The following is a 17,096-nucleotide window of genomic DNA, read 5'->3' as shown; positions in this document are numbered from 1 at the left end:
GGGCAGCTAGATAAAACGGTATGTAAAACAGGCGGCAGATCTTTTTCAATGGATCTGCCGCCTGTTTGTTTTTCTGTAAGGGAAATGGGCCTGAGAAAAAAGAAGACTCTGGCGGCGCCTGTCACGTGCCGGTCGGGCCGCAGCGTAGATTTTTATATTTTCTCATCCTGCAAAAAATCCCCGGAACTTTGTCCGGGGATTTTTCATGCCCTTTCTATTTATTAAAGTATTTCTGGAATACAGCTTTGACTTTTGGCGTCACGGCGTGGCTGCCCCCGCGGTCCTGCGTATTCTCCACGATCATTGTGACGAGGAGTTTTGGATCATCGGTATTGTAAGCGACAAACCACCCGTTCTCGCGTCCGTTTTCACCCTGTTTCTGTTTGAATTCAGGTGTTCCCGTTTTTCCGGCAAGAGGCAGTCCGTTAATTTTCGCATCCCGTGCTGTTCCTGCCGGATTGTCGATCACCTGAATCAGATCATTATGGATTAATTTTGCGGTGTCCGGTGACATGACATTTTTCTTCCACATCTCCGGTGCTTCATCACTCATCAGGAGGCGTGGTTTGATCAGGCTTCCGTTGTTCACAAAGGCAGAGTAAATCAGTGACATATGCAGCGGATTCACACTGACTTCACCCTGGCCGTAACCGGAGTTCGCCAAAAGTGTTTCGCTTGCCAGTTTCCCGTCGCCGGACAGGGTGGATTTCCTGAATGCATAAGGGATGGGCAGCGATTCGCCGAATCCGTATTTTTTACTGTCGGCGGCAAAGTTCTTTGCGCCGATCTTCAGTGCAGTCTGAGCAAAATAAATATTATCTGAACGGAAGAGCGCTTCCCGCAGATTGACGTTCGGATCGTGATCCAGCCGGGTCACATAGTAATCTCCCCAGCTCTTATCTTTTTGCCAGCGCGAGCCGCTGATGGCGACACTCTGGTTCGGATCGATGGCCTGATGGCTCAGAGCGACCGCGGCCGTAAAAGGTTTAAAAGTCGACCCGGGTGCAGATGCGGCAGTAAACCGGTTGAGAAGCGGTTTTTTCGGATCCTTCTGCAGCTTGTTATAAGCGTCCGGCGATATGCCGAGCACAAAGTCGTTTGGATCGTAGGAAGGGGCACTGACAAGCCCGAGAATATCACCTGTCTTCGGATTGATAGCCGTTGCGGTGCCTGATTCTTTCTGCAGCTGACTGTAGAGACTGTCCTGAACGTCTTTATCAATCGTCAGCTGGATATTCTGTCCATCTTTCGCTTCTTTTGATGCTATCGTTGCTTTTTCATTACCCGCCGCATCGGTCAGGACAATTTCAGCGCCGTCCTGCTGACGAAGCTGTTTTTCAAAGAGCAGCTCAAGACCGGTCCGGCCGATGTAAGAGTTTTCGCTGTAGCCTTCATTCGGATGTGCCTTCAGCAGTTCGGCCGTGATCTTTCCGACATACCCCGTTAAATGGGCGCTTGCCTGTTTGTCCGGATAAATTCTGCTGGCTGTATTTGTCTTGTAGATCCCCGGCAGCTGTGTCGCTTTTTTAATCAGGTCGAGATCCGAGGCATTGACCGTCCGGACCGGGACAAGACTGTCCGCCTTGACCCACGATTGCTTCAATGCGCTGTCTATTTGTTCCCGGGGAACGCCGAGCAGCTTGCTTAGCTGATTCAGCGTTTTCTCTCTGTCCGCACCTGTCGGGAGCTGCCCCGGGACGATATCGATCCGTGCGGCGTTTCCGTTCATGGCCAGCGGTCTGCCGTTCCGGTCGGCAATTTCACCGCGCTTTGCCGGTGAGGTATGAACGCGCACCTTATCGTCACCGGTCATCCCGGGAAGAATCAGGGAAGGCGTCCAGTTCAGATACCAGTTTTCCTTGTCATTCCGTGGCTCCTGCGTCATCGATGCCTTCTGACTGAAACGGACCGGACCGGCGACCGTCTCCAGCGTTGCCGTAAAAGGAACTGACTTTTTTTCTTTATCATCCGATTTTCTGATCGTGACGTTCAGTTTTCCGGCTTCGATCCCACTGTATATTCGTTCATAACGATCAACAAATGCACTTTTACTGACGGATTTCTGTGATTTACTGGAAAGAAACTGGTACATTGTTGAAAAGTCCTGTTTCTGCCAGGCCTTGGTGAAACTCTTAAATCTGTCCTGGGCCGTCGGCTGATTCCCGCCACAACCGGAAAGCAGAAGCAATGAGGAAAACAGCAGGGCGGCAAGGACAGCATATCTTCGAAACATAGTGAGACACCTCCGTAGATTCTCAGGTGATAAAGAAACGTCGTATTTATTCACACAAAAGAGACATGCGTCTTTTTCTATTATACGTGATACATGATTGCAGGCAAAATCAAGAGACATGCAGGCAATTTTTTCACAACGTTCAAGGACCTGTTTTCATCACGCCGTCTTTCTGCATGGAAAATAAGATTTTCTGCCGACAGAACGGCCGTGAAATGATAGTATGTAAGTATTGAGATGGAGGCGCGACAATCAACATGGAACTGGTGATCCTTGAAACAAGTGATATACACGGCAGCATTTATCCGGTCAATTATGCAGATAACACTCGCCGGGAAGCAGGACTGGGGAAAATCGCAACACGTGTGCAAAAAGAAAGGACAGAGCATGAGCATGTGCTGCTGGTTGATAACGGCGATCTGATTCAGGGGACGCCGCTGGTTTATTATTATGCCCGTTTTGACGGAAAACGCGTGAATCCGATGGTGATTCTTGAAAATCAGATGGCCTATGACTGTGCTGTTGTCGGGAATCATGAATTCAATTTTGGGAAAAAAGTTCTGGCTGAAGCTGTCCGTCATTCGGCCTTTCCCTGGCTTGCAGCAAACATGCTCAGGACAGATACAAAAGAGCCTTATTTCGGGAAACCGTATATCATCAGGACTTTTCAGAATGGATGTAAAGTGGCCGTTCTTGGACTGATCACCCAGTACATCCCCAACTGGGAGAAACCGGAAAATATCACCGGCATGACTTTTACTGATCCGGTGGAGGCGGCAAAGAAATGGGTGCCCTGGTTGCGCCGGGAGAAAAAGGCAGATCTTGTCGTTGTCTCCTATCACGGTGGATTCGAGCGGGATCCGGCGTCCGGTGAAGAGACGGAAGCACTGACCGGGGAAAACCAGGGTTATCAGCTGTGCATGGAAGTGCCCGGTATTGATGTGCTTTTGACCGGTCACCAGCACCGGAAAATCAGCGGGGCTGAAGTGAATGGTGTAACGATTGTCCAGCCCGGCTGCAACGGAACTTTTTTAGGAAAAGTAACCGTTGATCTGGAAAAAAGAGATGACGGCTGGCAAGTCACCGGGAAAAAGTCGGAACTGCTGCCGGTCACCGGTGTCCCGGAAGACAAAGAACTGTTGAAACAGACAGATCCCTTTGAAAAAGCCACACAAACCTGGCTTGACCGTCCGCTCGGCCGGATTGAAGGGGATATGCTTGTTCGCGATCCGATGGACGTTCGGACACATGATCATCCATTAATTGAATTCATTAATAAACTGCAAATGAAGGCTTCGGGTGCTGATATTTCATCGACCGCGCTGTTTCGTAATGATTCGCCCGGTCTCCCGCGCGATGTGTCCATGCGTGATATTTGCGCCAACTACATTTATCCGAACACACTGAAAGTGATCCGGATCAGCGGACGCGATATGCGGGAGGCGCTTGAGAAGTCGGCTTCCTATTTTAAAAGGTATCAGGGTAACGGGCCGATTGAAGTCAGCGAAGGCTTTACTACTCCGAAACCGCAGCATTACAATTATGATATGTGGGAAGGTATCGATTACGTGATCGATATCTCAAAGCCGGCCGGCAGTCGGGTCGTGAAACTGGATTACCATGGCGCACCGGTGCAGATGGACAGCCACTACAACGTCGTTATGAATAATTACCGGTCCGGCGGCGGTGGAGATTATTTCATGTTCCGGAACAAACCAGTGGTCAGGGATATCCCGATTGATGTGTCGGAACTGATGGCCAATGACATCATAGCCCGCAAAACCGTCCGGGCAACGGTGAATCATAACTGGAAATTAATCTACTGATCTTTTGAATTCAGGGAGGCATGGGAAGTTGAAACATATTCTAAATAATGACTGGGAAGCTCTTCTCGAGTCTGAATTTCATAAAGATTACTATCTGAAACTGAGGTCATTTCTGAAAAAAGAATACAGCACACGCACCATTTATCCGGATATGTATGATCTGTTTAACGCGCTGAAATATACCCCTTATGAGAAAGTAAAGGTGGTGATTCTCGGCCAGGATCCTTATCATGAACCGGGCCAGGCGCACGGGCTCAGTTTCTCTGTCAAGCCGGGTGTCCCTCAGCCACCGTCGCTCCGGAATATTTTCAAGGAATTGCATGATGATCTGGGCTGCCCGATTCCGCACCATGGCTGTCTGATTGAATGGGCGAGGCAGGGCGTCCTGCTGCTGAATACGGTACTTTCGGTCCGGCGGGGCGCGGCTAATTCACATAAAGGTATGGGGTGGGAGCAGTTTACTGATGCGGTCATCCGCGACCTGAACGAACGCGAGAAACCCATTGTGTTCATACTTTGGGGACGCAACGCCCAGGCGAAGCAGGAGCTGATTACCAATGAACGCCATTTCATCATCAAATCTTCGCACCCGAGCCCGTTTTCTGCACATTACGGTTTCTTCGGCAGCCGCCCGTTTTCACGGGCAAACAGGTACCTGGAGTCGGCGGGAGAAGAACCAATTAACTGGCAGATCTTCATGGATGAGCCGAGTGTGCCGCTGAAACGATAAGGCGCGAGGGAGTACATATGATCAGGCGGTACAATCCTGTCCGGATCAGGCCTTTCACCCCTTTCGCCTTTGTTGTTATTGAAGAGGGGCTTAAAGCAGCTGAGGGTGTTCTTTCTGACTGGAGAAGACGCGCCCGGAATCAATCGCAGGACGAAACATACTAAAGGCACGGTTTGTCCTTTAGACGGACAATCGTGCCTTTTAGTCTTTCACAGAATGATTTCTAAGGCGGTTCATAAGAGATTCAGTATCTTCTGACGCCATTTGGTTCACACGATAGGCGCGCGGCGCAGAAGAACGGATCATCACCCGGAAATTACCGAGTCCGATTTGTCGCTGGAGAGGGGAACGCTTTCGTGAGAAGGTCTGCAGATGCCGGGTCAATGTAATGACCGTTGATTTCGATAAAAAGCGCCCGGTCAGGACGAACCGGTTATTCCTCAGCCGGCAGCCCCTGGAATAATAGCAGGAATAAATCCATCCGGCAATGGGCGGCAGGATCAGCCAGAGCCATTTACCCCATGAGAAGAACCAGGTGAGGACGCCGGCAGCAACGGTAAGAAACAGCAGCGGCCGGGCTGTCCCGTACAGTATACCCCGCAGAGGGATCCGCCTGACATCCATTTGACCCGCAAACCGGGGAATGATCTCCTCCAGAAAATCCGGCAGCTGTTTAATACATACGAACGGATAGACCAGTACCGAACCCTCATCACGGTTTTCCCCGTCGACACTGCCGCTTAATTCCGCGTAAACCGTACAATAACCGAACAGTTGCTGGAGCAGCTGCTGCCTGATCCGGATCGCCTGCACCCGATCGGTTTTATACGTTTCATCTTTTGTCTGGAGAATGCCCTTATGGATAAACCACTGACCGCCTGTCACGGTCAGCCTGAAGCCACCCCAGCGTAACATTGTCACAAAAAGAGAGATCAGCCAGAGAAGGAGAACGAGTGCAGCAACCAGAAATACGAGCAGAGTGATCGGCAGATGGCTGAAATAATCCACCGAGGATCCCCAGACCGAGTCCGGAATCACATCGTCAACCTGCGAGAACAGGGCGAGCAGGACCCCGATGATGCCGATGTTGGAGGAGGTCAGTGCCGCCATCCACAGATCTTTTCCTGATAAGACAAAGCGTTTGACCGGTGCGGCCGGCTGTTCGGCCGGAACAGCTTCAAGGCTATCCTCTGCCGCTAACTGCTCTTTACCATGGCCGATGGCTCTCTGGATCCGTCCGGCTTCCTTTTTTGTCAGAACGGAAAGTGTAATATCTCCCCTGCTCGCCGGATCTGCCGTGTCCAGTTTCAGCTGAACGAGCCCGAACAGGCGCAGCAGAATGTTCGTCCTGATCTGGACGGATTGGATACGATTGATGCGGATGTAGCGGTCGTTACGCACGAGAACGCCCGATTGCAGGTGAAAATGTTCATCTGTAATCTCATAAGTCAGGCGCAGCCATTTAAGGAAATCAAAGACAGCAAGAACGAGCGGAATCAGGAGGATATAGCCGAGATAATCAGAGAAATGGCGTAAACCGGCAATGAAGCCGAGTCCGGCGGGCAGGATGACATTGCGCAGGGTCGCGATAAATTCGGTGAGTACGGAGACGATATGAAGATGTTTCTTTTCAGACTTCATAGGCAGCATTCTCCTTGATCAGTTCAGATATCTGATCACGCAGCGAAACAGCCTCGGCTTCATTCAGTGCAGGAATCCCGTGCGTATCAGCCGCTGTTGTAATCGAAACAGCGGTCAGACCGTGTTTGCGCAACAACGGTCCCTGTTCGGTTTCAACATTCTGCACGCGGGATAAGGGGATCACGGTCTGACTGATGATGAAAACGCCCTCCTGAATCAAAAGGTCCTGCTGCCGGATGGCATAGAAATATGTACGGTAACGGATCGGCGGAACCACATAGACAAAGATGATCAGATGCAGCAGGGTCAGCAGGACAAGTCCACCGCTGATGAAATGAATAAAATAAGGCCAGTGGAAGAAGAACGTGGCGAAGATCAGTCCGGCAATAAGCACCCAGAAAATAAGATTGGTGATTTCGGCGCGCTGGCGCCAGATATGGATGACTTTACGATCGAGATGTTTTATTCTCAATGTCTGTCTCATTCCCTTTTTCTAGAAATGCTTAGGTCATTATACCATGAGGGACGGGCAGGGAGAAAGCAAAAAAATCCCCCGGCCGGTGATTGCGGCGGCGCAGTCGGGAGTTGCATGATGGATCCGGAGAAGAGCTGAATATCTATTTCTGACTTTCGTGATGCTGTACATGCCTGCCATCTTCTTCTGCTTTGTCACGGGTATATTCCAGTATATCTCCGGGCTGACAGTCTAATGCCTCACAAATGCCCTCTAAAGTAGAGAAGCGGATGGCTTTTGCTCTTCCATTTTTTAATATGGAAAGATTAGCCATGGTGACCCCGACTTTTTCTGAAAGTTCTGTAACACTCATTTTTCTTTTAGCCAGCATGACGTCAATATGAATGATAATAGCCATGTGGTTCACCTCAGACCGTTAGATCGATTTCATTTTTCATATCTATGGCACTCTTTAAGAGCTTCTGCAGGACGGCAGCAAAGACAGAAACCACCAGGCAGCCGAAAATGATGCCCGTGCCGATGAGGATCATGCCCGGTGCGTCGTCTGCTTCCGCCATGAGATAAATGAGCGGCATAAATAACACATATAAGCCGCCGATGATCAGGGCACAGTATTTAATATGTTTGAGTGATGTAACAGATAACTGAGAAAACGCCTGATTTTTATCAATATAACGTAAAAGCTTCAGCGTCTCGTACAGGGCAGCGAAAAAAACAATTGCCGTGATATATAAGCCGATTAAAAAAGGATATTGAAAATAAGCAAAATCCGGATTCAATTCTGCAAAAAATCCGGCGATATCAGGCAACACAAAGATACACAGAGCCAGAACAGGAAGCCCCATAAAAAGGACTGAAAATCGCAAAAAAACAGTTTCCCGTCTCATATCAGGCACCTCACTTTTTTAACCCTTATATTATAATAGCTGAATTATCGTAAATCAATAAATATTTATCGTTATACATGGCTGCCGTTCCATGCCGATTGAATCGAGCTGCCGGCCCTGACAGAGCCAAATAAAAAAGGAGCCTGTTTTCCGGCTCCTTTTATTATTTAATGATTTCCCTCTTTTTGTCACAAACAGGAGAGTGACTGATCATTTTATTTCTTATTTCATACGCATCCTGCGCGAGGCGAATGCCGGACGCAGCAGATGGTGCGGAAAGAACACTTTAAACGTCCTGCGGCGACGAATCTGATCGATCACCAGCAGCATGGTCAGATAGCTGATGGCCATACCCACGAGATACCACAGCGTTGTCATCATTCCCGAGTGATCAATGGAGAATCCGGTGACAGCCGGGAAGACGGCCGCGCCCAGTCCGGAAAGACCGGAGATAATGGGCGTCACGAGATGGACACTGTTCGGGATGGAATAATTGGCATAGACCAGGGTGATTGAATAGATACCCGAAAGCATCAGTCCCAGTGTGGCAACAAAGATGAAACCGAAAATCAGATTTTTCATCAGGATAAAGAGAACAAGCGAGATAATGGCCCCGCAGATATTCATCAGTAGATAACGATTGTACGTCACCTTGCGGATGATTACACCGGTCAGTGCCCGGCCGATGACCATCGCGCACCAGAAAATACCGACACTGATTGAAGCGGTATAGGCAACGGCTCCGAGATAATCAATAAAAATCGAAGACATAAAGTTATTCAGACTGCCCTCAAGTCCACCGTACACAAAAACGATAAAGGCAAACAGGCCAAGGATGGCCCACTTCCGGCCGGAGGATAACGGCCGGGTGTCCGGTGCTCCGGATGCATCCTGTGGTCCGGAAGTCCCCGGATCCTGCGCGTTGTTCGAAATCTGAATGTGCGTCCAGATACCGGCCAGAATCAGGGCGAAAAGGACCGTTATAATAAAAAGATAACGCCAGATGTCAAGTGCAATAAAAAGTGAGGCCAGGACAGGCATGGTCAAAGCACCCAGTCCGAACGAGACTTCCAGATAACTCATCGCAACGGCCTGTCTGCCGGAAAAAACCTCAATAAACAGCGTAGCAACGACAATACTAATCATGGATGATCCGGCACTGTTCAAAAAGTAAAGCGTCATGAATACCGGAAGGGGCGGAAGCAGCAGGATACTGAACTGTGCTGCAGCAATAAGCAGTGTAGAAAAGATTAATAGCGGCCTGGGCGGAAAATGATTATTCAGCCAGGAGGATACCAGAACACCGGCGAGACAACCCATGGCCCCGACAAAAATCAGCTGACCGCCTACCGTGAAAGAGACATGATAGTAAGTCAGTAACTGCGGCATCACAGATCCAATAGAAATAGCAGTCAGACCAGTTAGAAAATACAGCGCACATGAAGCAATGGTGAATTGTCGCACGGTGAAACACCCCTCTCGAAAATATCAGTTCATGATGAAGAAAAACTTGCCGACTGGCAAGTTGCAGGCCGCCAGGGGATTTGTTTTTCTGATCTCAAAAACTTATCCTTAAAGTATAAAAAGAAGACATGCTGTGTCTCGTCTCTTTTCACAGCTAGAATATTGTAACAGGATTGCGCGGGTGATAAAAGGGGATTGCACCAATTTTTTTAAGAAAAATTCAGATGCCGGAAAACCCGGTATCAAAGGGAAAAATGCGATGCGTTTTCAAATATTCGGGCACATATAGCATCCGGTCAGATGGATTGATATAATGAAGGAAAACAGTATTTCAGGAGGCTTCAGAACATGGGGCAGCAGATCACTTTTCAGAAGGCGGATCAGCTGAAAGTCAAGCCTGAACCGGACAATCTTGGATTCGGGCAGTATTTTACAGATTATATGTTTGAAATGGATTATGCGGCGGACAAAGGCTGGTATAATCCGCGGATTGTGCCGTACGGACCGGTTAAACTGGATCCGGCAGCCACTATTTTCCACTACGGACAGGAAGTGTTTGAAGGGCTGAAGGCGTACAGAGCGGAGGACGGCCGGGTCCTTCTTTTCCGGCCGGACAGGAACATGAAGCGGATGAATCAATCCTGCGCGCGGCTCGATATACCCGAGATTGACGAAAAATTTGTGATTCAGGCGATCAAAAAACTCGTTGCCCTTGAAGCTGACTGGATTCCGGTTAAACCCGGACAATCGTTGTACATCCGGCCGTTTATTATCGGTACAGAACCCTTCCTGGGTGTCCATCCCTCGGGCACCTACAAATTATTCATCATCCTTTCTCCTGTTGGTTCCTACTTTAACCATTCCATTGATCCCGTCAGAATATACGTAGAAGATGAATATGTACGTGCTGTCAGAGGCGGCGTAGGGTTTGCCAAAACCAGCGGGAATTACGCGGCCAGTCTTAAGGCACAGTCAAAAGCTGAAGAACTGGGCTTTGACCAGGTTCTGTGGCTGGATGGCGTAGAACATAAATATATTGAAGAAGTCGGCAGTATGAATATCTTTTTCAGAATAGGCGGAGAAGTATGGACGCCTGAATTAAATGGCAGCATTCTCCCGGGCGTGACCCGTGACTCGGTCCTCCGGCTGTTAAAGGAATGGGATATCCCTGTCAGAGAGCGGAAAATTTCAGTAAAGAAACTGTTTAAAAAAGCGGAGAAGCAGCAGCTGAAAGAAGTATTCGGTACAGGAACGGCTGCCGTCATCTCGCCGGTCGGATTTCTGAAATGGGAAGACCGCGTGATCAAGGTCAGTGACGGAAAGACCGGAAAACTGTCGAAAAAGTTATATGATGCCCTTACCGGCATCCAGACCGGCCGCCTCAAGGATAAGTTCGGATGGACTCAGGAAGTGAAAATCAGAGAAGAAGAGAAAAAAGAGCCAGAAGAGACTAAAGAGCCGGTTACTGAATAACCGGGGACCGGGATGAACTGTTATGTAAGACAGCTGATGTGAGAGGATGACCAGGATGGAAGAGAGAGTAAACGGGCGTGTCCGTGCCATACAGATCAGCGGGATCAGGCGCTTTTTCAACAAAGTGAAAGACTATCCCGGTGCGGTATCGCTGACGATCGGGCAGCCGGATTTCCCGACACCGGAACATGTCCGGGAGGCAGGCAAGGCGGCGATCGACCAGAATCATACCGTTTATACGGCAAATGCCGGTCTGCCGGAACTCCGTCAGGCTATTGCCGGTTATGTTGCGGAAAAATATGATCTGCATTACCATCCGGAGAATGAAATCATTACCACGGTTGGCGCGAGCGAGGCGCTTGATTTGTCCTTCCGTACCCTTCTGGAGGAGGGGGATGAAGTGATTCTGCCGGGACCGGCGTATCCGGGTTACGCTGCTCCGATTACGCTCGCAGGCGGCGTTCCGGTCTATGTCGATACACGCGGGACGGACTTTAAAATGACAGCCGAACAGATCAGGGAGAAACTGACAGAGCGTACGAAGGCCGTTGTGCTGCCTTACCCGTCCAACCCGACCGGCTGCGTGCTGACGGAGCGCGAGTTGTCAGCTATTGCCGATGTGCTGAGAGAAAGACCCGTCTTTGTCATTTCCGATGAAATATACAGTGAACTGATTTATGGTCAGAAACATGTCTCCATCGCCTCATTTCCGGGAATGAAGCCTAAGACGCTGGTGATCAACGGACTGTCCAAGTCACATGCGATGACCGGATGGCGTATGGGCTATGTGCTTGCCGACCATCCGATCGCTGAACAGTTGATCAAAGTTCATCAGTATGGGATTTCCTGCATTACAAGTATTACGCAATATGCCGCGATTGAGGCACTTACTGCCGGGAAAAATGACGCGGAGCCAATGAGACAGGAGTATCAGCGCCGTCTGGATTATGTCGTGGGACGACTGAGGCGAATGGGGATGGAAGTGGTCCGTCCGTCGGGGGCTTTTTATGTTTTCCCATCCATAAAGAAATTCGGCCTGTCTTCAGAAGATTTTGCTCTGAAATTGCTGGAACAGGAACACCTGGCGGCCGTTCCCGGGAGTGCCTTTTCATCATATGGGGAAGGCTATCTGCGCCTGTCCTATGCGTATTCGATGGATATCCTTCGTGAAGGACTGGACCGGCTGGAACGATTTGTCACGAGGTTAACAGGCTGAGTGAAGGGTACGGACATTTGCATGCAGACAGACGATGGCCGGGAGACAGTCTCCCGGCCATTTAGGGTTCAATCGTTAATGTATGACCTGTCTTTGGAAATTTAGGCCCCCGTATTTTCAGAATACCATTGGTAAATGAGGCATGCGTCCGGGTTTTATCAATGGTGTAAGGTAAATGGATCATACGTTCAGTATGGCTGAACTGCCTTTCGAATGCATACGTGCTCTTTTCTTTATGGCGGGCCTCCATCTCAACATCATCCCGGACGATCAGCCGGATGCGGCTTCCATGCAGCTCGATATGAATGTTTTCACGTTTTACGCCGGGCAGCTCCGCTTCCACAATCCAGTCGTCCGGCGTATCGTACAGTCGTACCGGGAATCCGGCCTGAAAGAGCGTATGGTTCTCAAAAAATTCATCAATTGATTTCAGAACACCGCCAAAAGGATTCCGCTGGAAAAAGGATTCGAGTTCTTCCATCGGACGTTTTTTTATCGGATGCTTTTCTTTATGTGATTCTTCCTCCATGGATTTCCCTCCCTTTTCACTCTATGCCTTCAGTATATGTAAAGTGATGCGTTCGGACCGGGCGGATGGCTCAGCCCGTACATGTCCTTCAGAGGCCCAGGGTAACCTAAAAAGAAAACCTGCCTTTTTTCCGCAAAAACACCCTGCGTGTAAAGGATGAGAAACCCTGAGGTGACCAGGAATGAAGAAAACAGCACTGCTGATTATCGATATGATCAATCCGCTCCAGTTTCAGGCGGGTCCTCTTTTACTTGAGGGCATGTGTCGTATTACGCCGCAGATTGCCTCATTAAAACGAAGAGCCAGAGCAGCGGGACTGCCTGTTATCTATATCAATGACAATGAGGGCAGGTGGCAGTCAGAAAAAAGTCACCTTATTCAACGTGCACAGGATGGGGCGGCCTGGAATCTGGTGCAGCAAATCTTACCGGATCCGGAAGATTTCTTCATTATCAAACCCAGACACTCCGGCTTTTATGCAACGCCTCTTCAGGCACTGCTGACTGAACTTGGCACGCGCACGCTGATCCTCACCGGCGTTGCCGGAAATATCTGTGTGCTGTTCACGGCTAATGACGCCTATATGCGCGGTTACCAGTTGTTTATTCCGGCCGATTGCTGCGCGTCAAACGTTCAGGAGGACAATGATTTTGCACTGAAGATGATGAAAAATGTCCTGAAAGCCGATATTCGCGGACAGGCGCAAATAGATCCGGCTGACCTCTTATCGAAAAAAACCGGCCGGAATCCGGTGACATAGCTTGTTAAGTGCCCTGGATCGCCGGTCCTGTTATGTTATGATAATACTGCATAACAGGACCTGAGAGGTGAGAACGGATGGATGCGGCGCTTAATGTGCTGAAACGGTACTTTGGATACGACAGTTTCCGTAAGGGACAGGAAAAAATCATTTCAGATCTGCTGGCGGGCAGGGACACCGTTGCCATCATGCCGACCGGCGGCGGAAAGTCGGTCTGCTACCAGATTCCGGCCATGCTGATGCCCGGAGCAGTTCTGGTCATTTCGCCGTTGATTTCACTGATGAAGGATCAGGTAGACGCTTTAAAGGATATCGGCATTCCGGCGGGCTATATCAACAGTTCACTGTCCCACAGCGAAACAGACGAGAGAATGGCAGCGGCAGCGGCGGGACGATACAAGCTGCTCTATATTGCGCCGGAGCGTCTGGAGCAGCCTGTATTTGTCCGAATGCTCAAGCGAATGAACCTGTCCCTTGTTGCCGTTGATGAGGCCCACTGCATCTCGCAATGGGGGCATGACTTTCGCCCGAGTTACCGCAGAATTGCCGATCTGCTGGACGGACTTCAGCCGAAGCCGGTCGTTGCCGCTCTGACCGCCACAGCGACGCCGGAAGTCACGGCCGACATCTGTCACCTGCTGCATATTCCCGAAAGTCAGGTTGTTGCGACAGGGTTCGCCCGTGACAATCTTTTATTCAGGGTGGTCCGCGGTCAGAACCGGGATGCTTTTTTAATGGACTATCTGCGTAAGAATTCGGGTCAGCCCGGCATCATTTATGCGGCAACACGCCGGGAAGTGGACAGGCTGTATGGACAGCTGCACAGGCGTGGTGTAGCAGCAGGAAGGTATCACGCCGGACTTTCCGAGAAGACGCGGGCAGAAAACCAGGAGCGTTTTTTGTATGATGATATCAGCGTTCTGGTTGCGACAAACGCTTTTGGGATGGGTGTGAATAAAAGTAACGTCCGTTATATCATCCACTATAACATGCCACGCAATATTGAAGCCTATTATCAGGAGGCCGGCCGCGCCGGGCGTGATGGCGAGAAAAGCGACTGCATCCTGCTCTTTTCCCCACAGGACATCCGCCTGCAGCGCTTTTTCATTGAACAGTCGGATATGGATGATGTCCTGAAAGCCAAAGAGTTCCGTAAACTGGATCAGATGATCGGCTACTGCCATGCTGAATCCTGTCTTCAGGCTTATATCCTTCGCTATTTCGGAGAAAAGAATCCGGCGCCCTGTCACCATTGCGGGAATTGTCTCGATACACGCGAGAAGGCTGATGTGACGGTGACAGCACAAAAGGTGCTTTCCTGCGTGAAAAGGATGCGCGAACGCTATGGAAAAACGATGGTCGCCAAAGTCCTTGCCGGCGCTTCCGATCAGAAGCTGACCCGGTTCCGGCTCGACCGGCTGCCAACTTATGGCCTCATGAAAGATCAGACGCAGAGACAGATCAGTGATTTCATCGATTATCTGACGGGTGAGCAGTATCTCGCTTTGCGGGGCGGGGCTTACCCGACGCTTTGTCTTACGCCGCGCGCGGTACCCGTCCTGAAAGGCGAAAGAAAGGTGTATAAGAAAGCTCGGGTTCGCGCCGAACAGCTGGTGGTCGATGATGCCCTGTTTGATCAGCTGAAACAGGTTCGTAAGAGGCTCGCCGGGAAAGAATACGTCCCTCCCTACATCATCTTCTCCGATCAGTCACTGCGTGAAATGAGTGCCCGTCTTCCGGCAACAGATCATGACTTTTTGATGATCAGGGGCGTCGGCCAGCAGAAGCTGGAGAAGTATGGACGCATATTTATGGAAGCCATTGCGGATTTTGAAGCGAAAACGGCCACTCCGGCGAAAAAAGGGATCTGAGGGGTGCCATTTTTTTGCTTGAAAATATTTTTCTGAAACGTTAAAATGAAGCCTGTTGACATTTTTGTCTGTACGCCTCACGTGTCATGTGAGGTAGAGGTTGCGGTATTTATGAGTAGTGCTTCAGAGGTGGCAGGACACTGATGATGGAGCGCGAAAGGAAATACCGCCGAAGTTTGCCCGGCTCCTTTTCCGGGCGGACTGGGTCCGGTTCCGAACAGGGCCGGAACTGTCACACGCCCAAAGCACGTGTGATGAGCTATCAGCAGATGACATGGACCGAAGCAGTGCAGATTTCATGGTAAAAAAATCGTTTTGATACTGTTTCAGTGATCATAACCGTCCGCCGGTAGCACGTGTACCGGCGGGCTTTTTAATGGGGATCCGCTTTCGATCATGTCGCCTGTAAATTCTGGGAGGAAGAAATTCATGCAACAACATGCAGCAGAAGGGACACACAAACTACAGAGAAAACTCAAGTCCCGCCACCTGACGATGATCGCGCTTGGCGGCGCAATCGGAACAGGCTTATTTCTTGCAAGCGGCAATGCCATATATACGGCCGGCCCGGGCGGAGCACTTCTCGCCTATGGGCTGACCGGCATCATGGTCTATTTTCTGATGACGAGTCTCGGAGAACTCGCAGCGTATGTGCCGACAAGCGGATCATTTCGTACCTATGCGGCGCGTTTTGTCGAACCATCTTTCGGTTTTGCTATCGGCTGGAATTACTGGTACAACTGGGCCGTAACGATCGCAAGCGAGCTCTCGGCAGCGACGCTGATCATGAAGTTCTGGTTTCCAAACTCGCCCTCCTATCTGTGGAGCGGGCTGTTTCTGATCCTCATTTTCCTGCTTAATGCATTGACTGTGAAGGGCTACGGCGAGTCGGAATACTGGTTTGCCTTTATAAAAGTGGCAACGGTCATTATTTTTATTATTGTCGGTTTATTGATGATTTTCCGGATTTTGGGTGGCGGTGTACCGGGATTCGCTAATTTTACTGTCGGTGATGCGCCGTTTCACGGTGGCTTTCTGGCGGCGTTCGGCGTTTTTCTTGCCGCCGGCTATTCTTTTCAGGGAACAGAACTGCTCGGTGTCACCGCCGGTGAGAGTGAACATCCGGAGAAGAATGTGCCGAAAGCCATGCGCACCATTTTCTGGCGTATTTTGCTTTTTTACATCCTGGCTATTTTTGTCATCGCGATGGTTATCCCCTATACCAGCCCTAATTTGTCGATTACAGATACGGTGATGGTCAGTCCGTTTACACTGGTCTTCCAGAAAGCGGGCCTCGCAGTTGCGGCTTCGGTGATGAACGCCGTGATTTTGACTGCTGTTCTGTCTGCGGGAAATTCCGGGTTGTATGCATCGACACGTATTTTGTATGCTCTGGCAAGGAAGGGCGAAGCTCCGAAATTTCTGGCTTATGTCACACCGCGCGGCATTCCAATCTGGGCACTGGTCGTGACCACGGCATTCGGCATGCTTGCCTTTCTCGCCTCAGGCTTCGGTGACGGTATAGTTTATAACTGGCTTCTCAGCGCTTCCGGGATGTGCGGCTTCATTGCCTGGCTCGGAATCGCTGTCAGTCACTTCCGCTTCAGGCGGGCCTATGTGGCACAGGGCGGAAAACTCAGTGATCTTCCGTATCGGGCAAAATGGTTCCCGTTCGGTCCGCTCTTTGCCTTTGCTGTTTGTCTGATCGTGATTATCGGACAGAGCTTCGGTGCATTTACCGGAGGGAAGATAGACTGGGGCAGTGTCATCTCTGCTTATATCGGTATCCCGATTTTTCTTACCATCTGGCTGGTGGCTAAATGGAAGATGAAGGACAGACTGATCCCGCTCACGGCCTGCGATGTTTCCAGACATGAGGATGCGGGCAGAGAATAAACAGCTGAAAGAAAAGTCCTGAAGCGAGGCCGCTTCAGGACTTTGTCGTTCCGTGCACGCGTCTGGTCGGACAGCTCTGTCTGTTTCATGTTAGA

Annotated in this window: 14 protein-coding genes and 1 riboswitch; of the genes, 7 read left to right on the top strand and 7 right to left on the bottom strand. The window is 50.1% G+C overall.

Going from position 1 to position 17,096, the window contains the following annotated elements:
- Positions 1-214: 214 nt before the first annotated feature.
- Positions 215-2,233, bottom strand: a complete 2,019-nt coding sequence (locus tag EWH91_RS02700; protein ID WP_129928481.1) for a penicillin-binding transpeptidase domain-containing protein — start codon at positions 2,231-2,233, stop codon at positions 215-217.
- A gap of 257 nt (positions 2,234-2,490) precedes the next feature.
- On the opposite strand from EWH91_RS02700, the gene EWH91_RS02695 reads away from it, so the two are divergent.
- Entirely contained in the window at positions 2,491-4,059 is a 1,569-nt protein-coding gene (locus tag EWH91_RS02695) for a bifunctional metallophosphatase/5'-nucleotidase (protein ID WP_129928480.1), read from the top strand.
- 28 nt (positions 4,060-4,087) lie between these two features.
- Entirely contained in the window at positions 4,088-4,789 is a 702-nt protein-coding gene (locus EWH91_RS02690) for a uracil-DNA glycosylase (protein ID WP_129928479.1), read from the top strand.
- Between the two features lie 201 nt (positions 4,790-4,990).
- On the opposite strand, the gene EWH91_RS02685 is transcribed toward EWH91_RS02690, so the two are convergent.
- The 5 genes from EWH91_RS02685 to EWH91_RS02665 form a co-directional block, all read right to left on the bottom strand.
- Positions 4,991-6,430 (bottom strand): PH domain-containing protein, encoded by a 1,440-nt coding sequence (locus tag EWH91_RS02685; RefSeq protein ID WP_165364218.1) that lies wholly within the window; start codon positions 6,428-6,430, stop codon positions 4,991-4,993.
- On the bottom strand, positions 6,420-6,902 hold the full coding sequence (locus EWH91_RS02680; RefSeq protein WP_129928477.1) for a PH domain-containing protein: 483 nt from the start codon (positions 6,900-6,902) through the stop codon (positions 6,420-6,422). Before EWH91_RS02680 ends, EWH91_RS02685 begins: the two co-directional genes overlap by 11 nt.
- Positions 6,903-7,047: 145 nt before the next feature.
- Positions 7,048-7,302 (bottom strand): helix-turn-helix domain-containing protein, encoded by a 255-nt coding sequence (locus EWH91_RS02675; RefSeq protein WP_129928476.1) that lies wholly within the window; start codon positions 7,300-7,302, stop codon positions 7,048-7,050.
- 10 nt (positions 7,303-7,312) lie between these two features.
- Complete coding sequence (locus EWH91_RS02670) at positions 7,313-7,792, bottom strand: DUF2975 domain-containing protein (protein WP_129928475.1); 480 nt, start codon at positions 7,790-7,792, stop codon at positions 7,313-7,315.
- Between the two features lie 222 nt (positions 7,793-8,014).
- Positions 8,015-9,256 carry an MFS transporter gene (locus EWH91_RS02665; protein WP_129928474.1) on the bottom strand — a complete coding sequence of 414 codons (1,242 nt, stop codon included), beginning with the start codon at positions 9,254-9,256 and terminating at the stop codon, positions 8,015-8,017.
- A 348-nt stretch (positions 9,257-9,604) separates the two neighbouring features.
- On the opposite strand from EWH91_RS02665, the gene EWH91_RS02660 reads away from it, so the two are divergent.
- Both EWH91_RS02660 and EWH91_RS02655 read left to right on the top strand, forming a co-directional pair.
- Positions 9,605-10,729 (top strand): branched-chain amino acid aminotransferase, encoded by a 1,125-nt coding sequence (locus EWH91_RS02660; RefSeq protein ID WP_129928473.1) that lies wholly within the window; start codon positions 9,605-9,607, stop codon positions 10,727-10,729.
- 55 nt (positions 10,730-10,784) lie between these two features.
- Positions 10,785-11,945 carry an aminotransferase A gene (locus tag EWH91_RS02655; protein ID WP_129928472.1) on the top strand — a complete coding sequence of 387 codons (1,161 nt, stop codon included), beginning with the start codon at positions 10,785-10,787 and terminating at the stop codon, positions 11,943-11,945.
- A 61-nt stretch (positions 11,946-12,006) separates the two neighbouring features.
- On the opposite strand, the gene EWH91_RS02650 is transcribed toward EWH91_RS02655, so the two are convergent.
- Complete coding sequence (locus EWH91_RS02650) at positions 12,007-12,474, bottom strand: Hsp20/alpha crystallin family protein (protein WP_129928471.1); 468 nt, start codon at positions 12,472-12,474, stop codon at positions 12,007-12,009.
- A gap of 181 nt (positions 12,475-12,655) precedes the next feature.
- Here EWH91_RS02650 and EWH91_RS02645 point away from each other — a divergent pair, with 181 nt between their 5' ends.
- The 3 genes from EWH91_RS02645 to EWH91_RS02635 all read left to right on the top strand — a co-directional run bounded on the left by EWH91_RS02645 (position 12,656) and on the right by EWH91_RS02635 (position 17,001).
- Positions 12,656-13,234 carry a cysteine hydrolase family protein gene (locus EWH91_RS02645; protein WP_129928470.1) on the top strand — a complete coding sequence of 193 codons (579 nt, stop codon included), beginning with the start codon at positions 12,656-12,658 and terminating at the stop codon, positions 13,232-13,234.
- Between the two features lie 77 nt (positions 13,235-13,311).
- Positions 13,312-15,105 (top strand): DNA helicase RecQ, encoded by a 1,794-nt coding sequence (gene recQ, locus EWH91_RS02640; RefSeq protein ID WP_129928469.1) that lies wholly within the window; start codon positions 13,312-13,314, stop codon positions 15,103-15,105.
- Positions 15,106-15,191: 86 nt separating this feature from the next.
- Positions 15,192-15,375, top strand: a riboswitch (Lysine riboswitch).
- 159 nt (positions 15,376-15,534) lie between these two features.
- On the top strand, positions 15,535-17,001 hold the full coding sequence (locus EWH91_RS02635) for an amino acid permease (RefSeq protein ID WP_129928468.1): 1,467 nt from the start codon (positions 15,535-15,537) through the stop codon (positions 16,999-17,001).
- Positions 17,002-17,096 lie beyond the last annotated feature (95 nt).

The organism is Sporolactobacillus sp. THM19-2, from assembly GCF_004153195.1.
Lineage (GTDB): Bacteria > Bacillota > Bacilli > Bacillales > Sporolactobacillaceae > Sporolactobacillus.
This window is presented reverse-complemented; position numbering and strand designations above follow the sequence as displayed.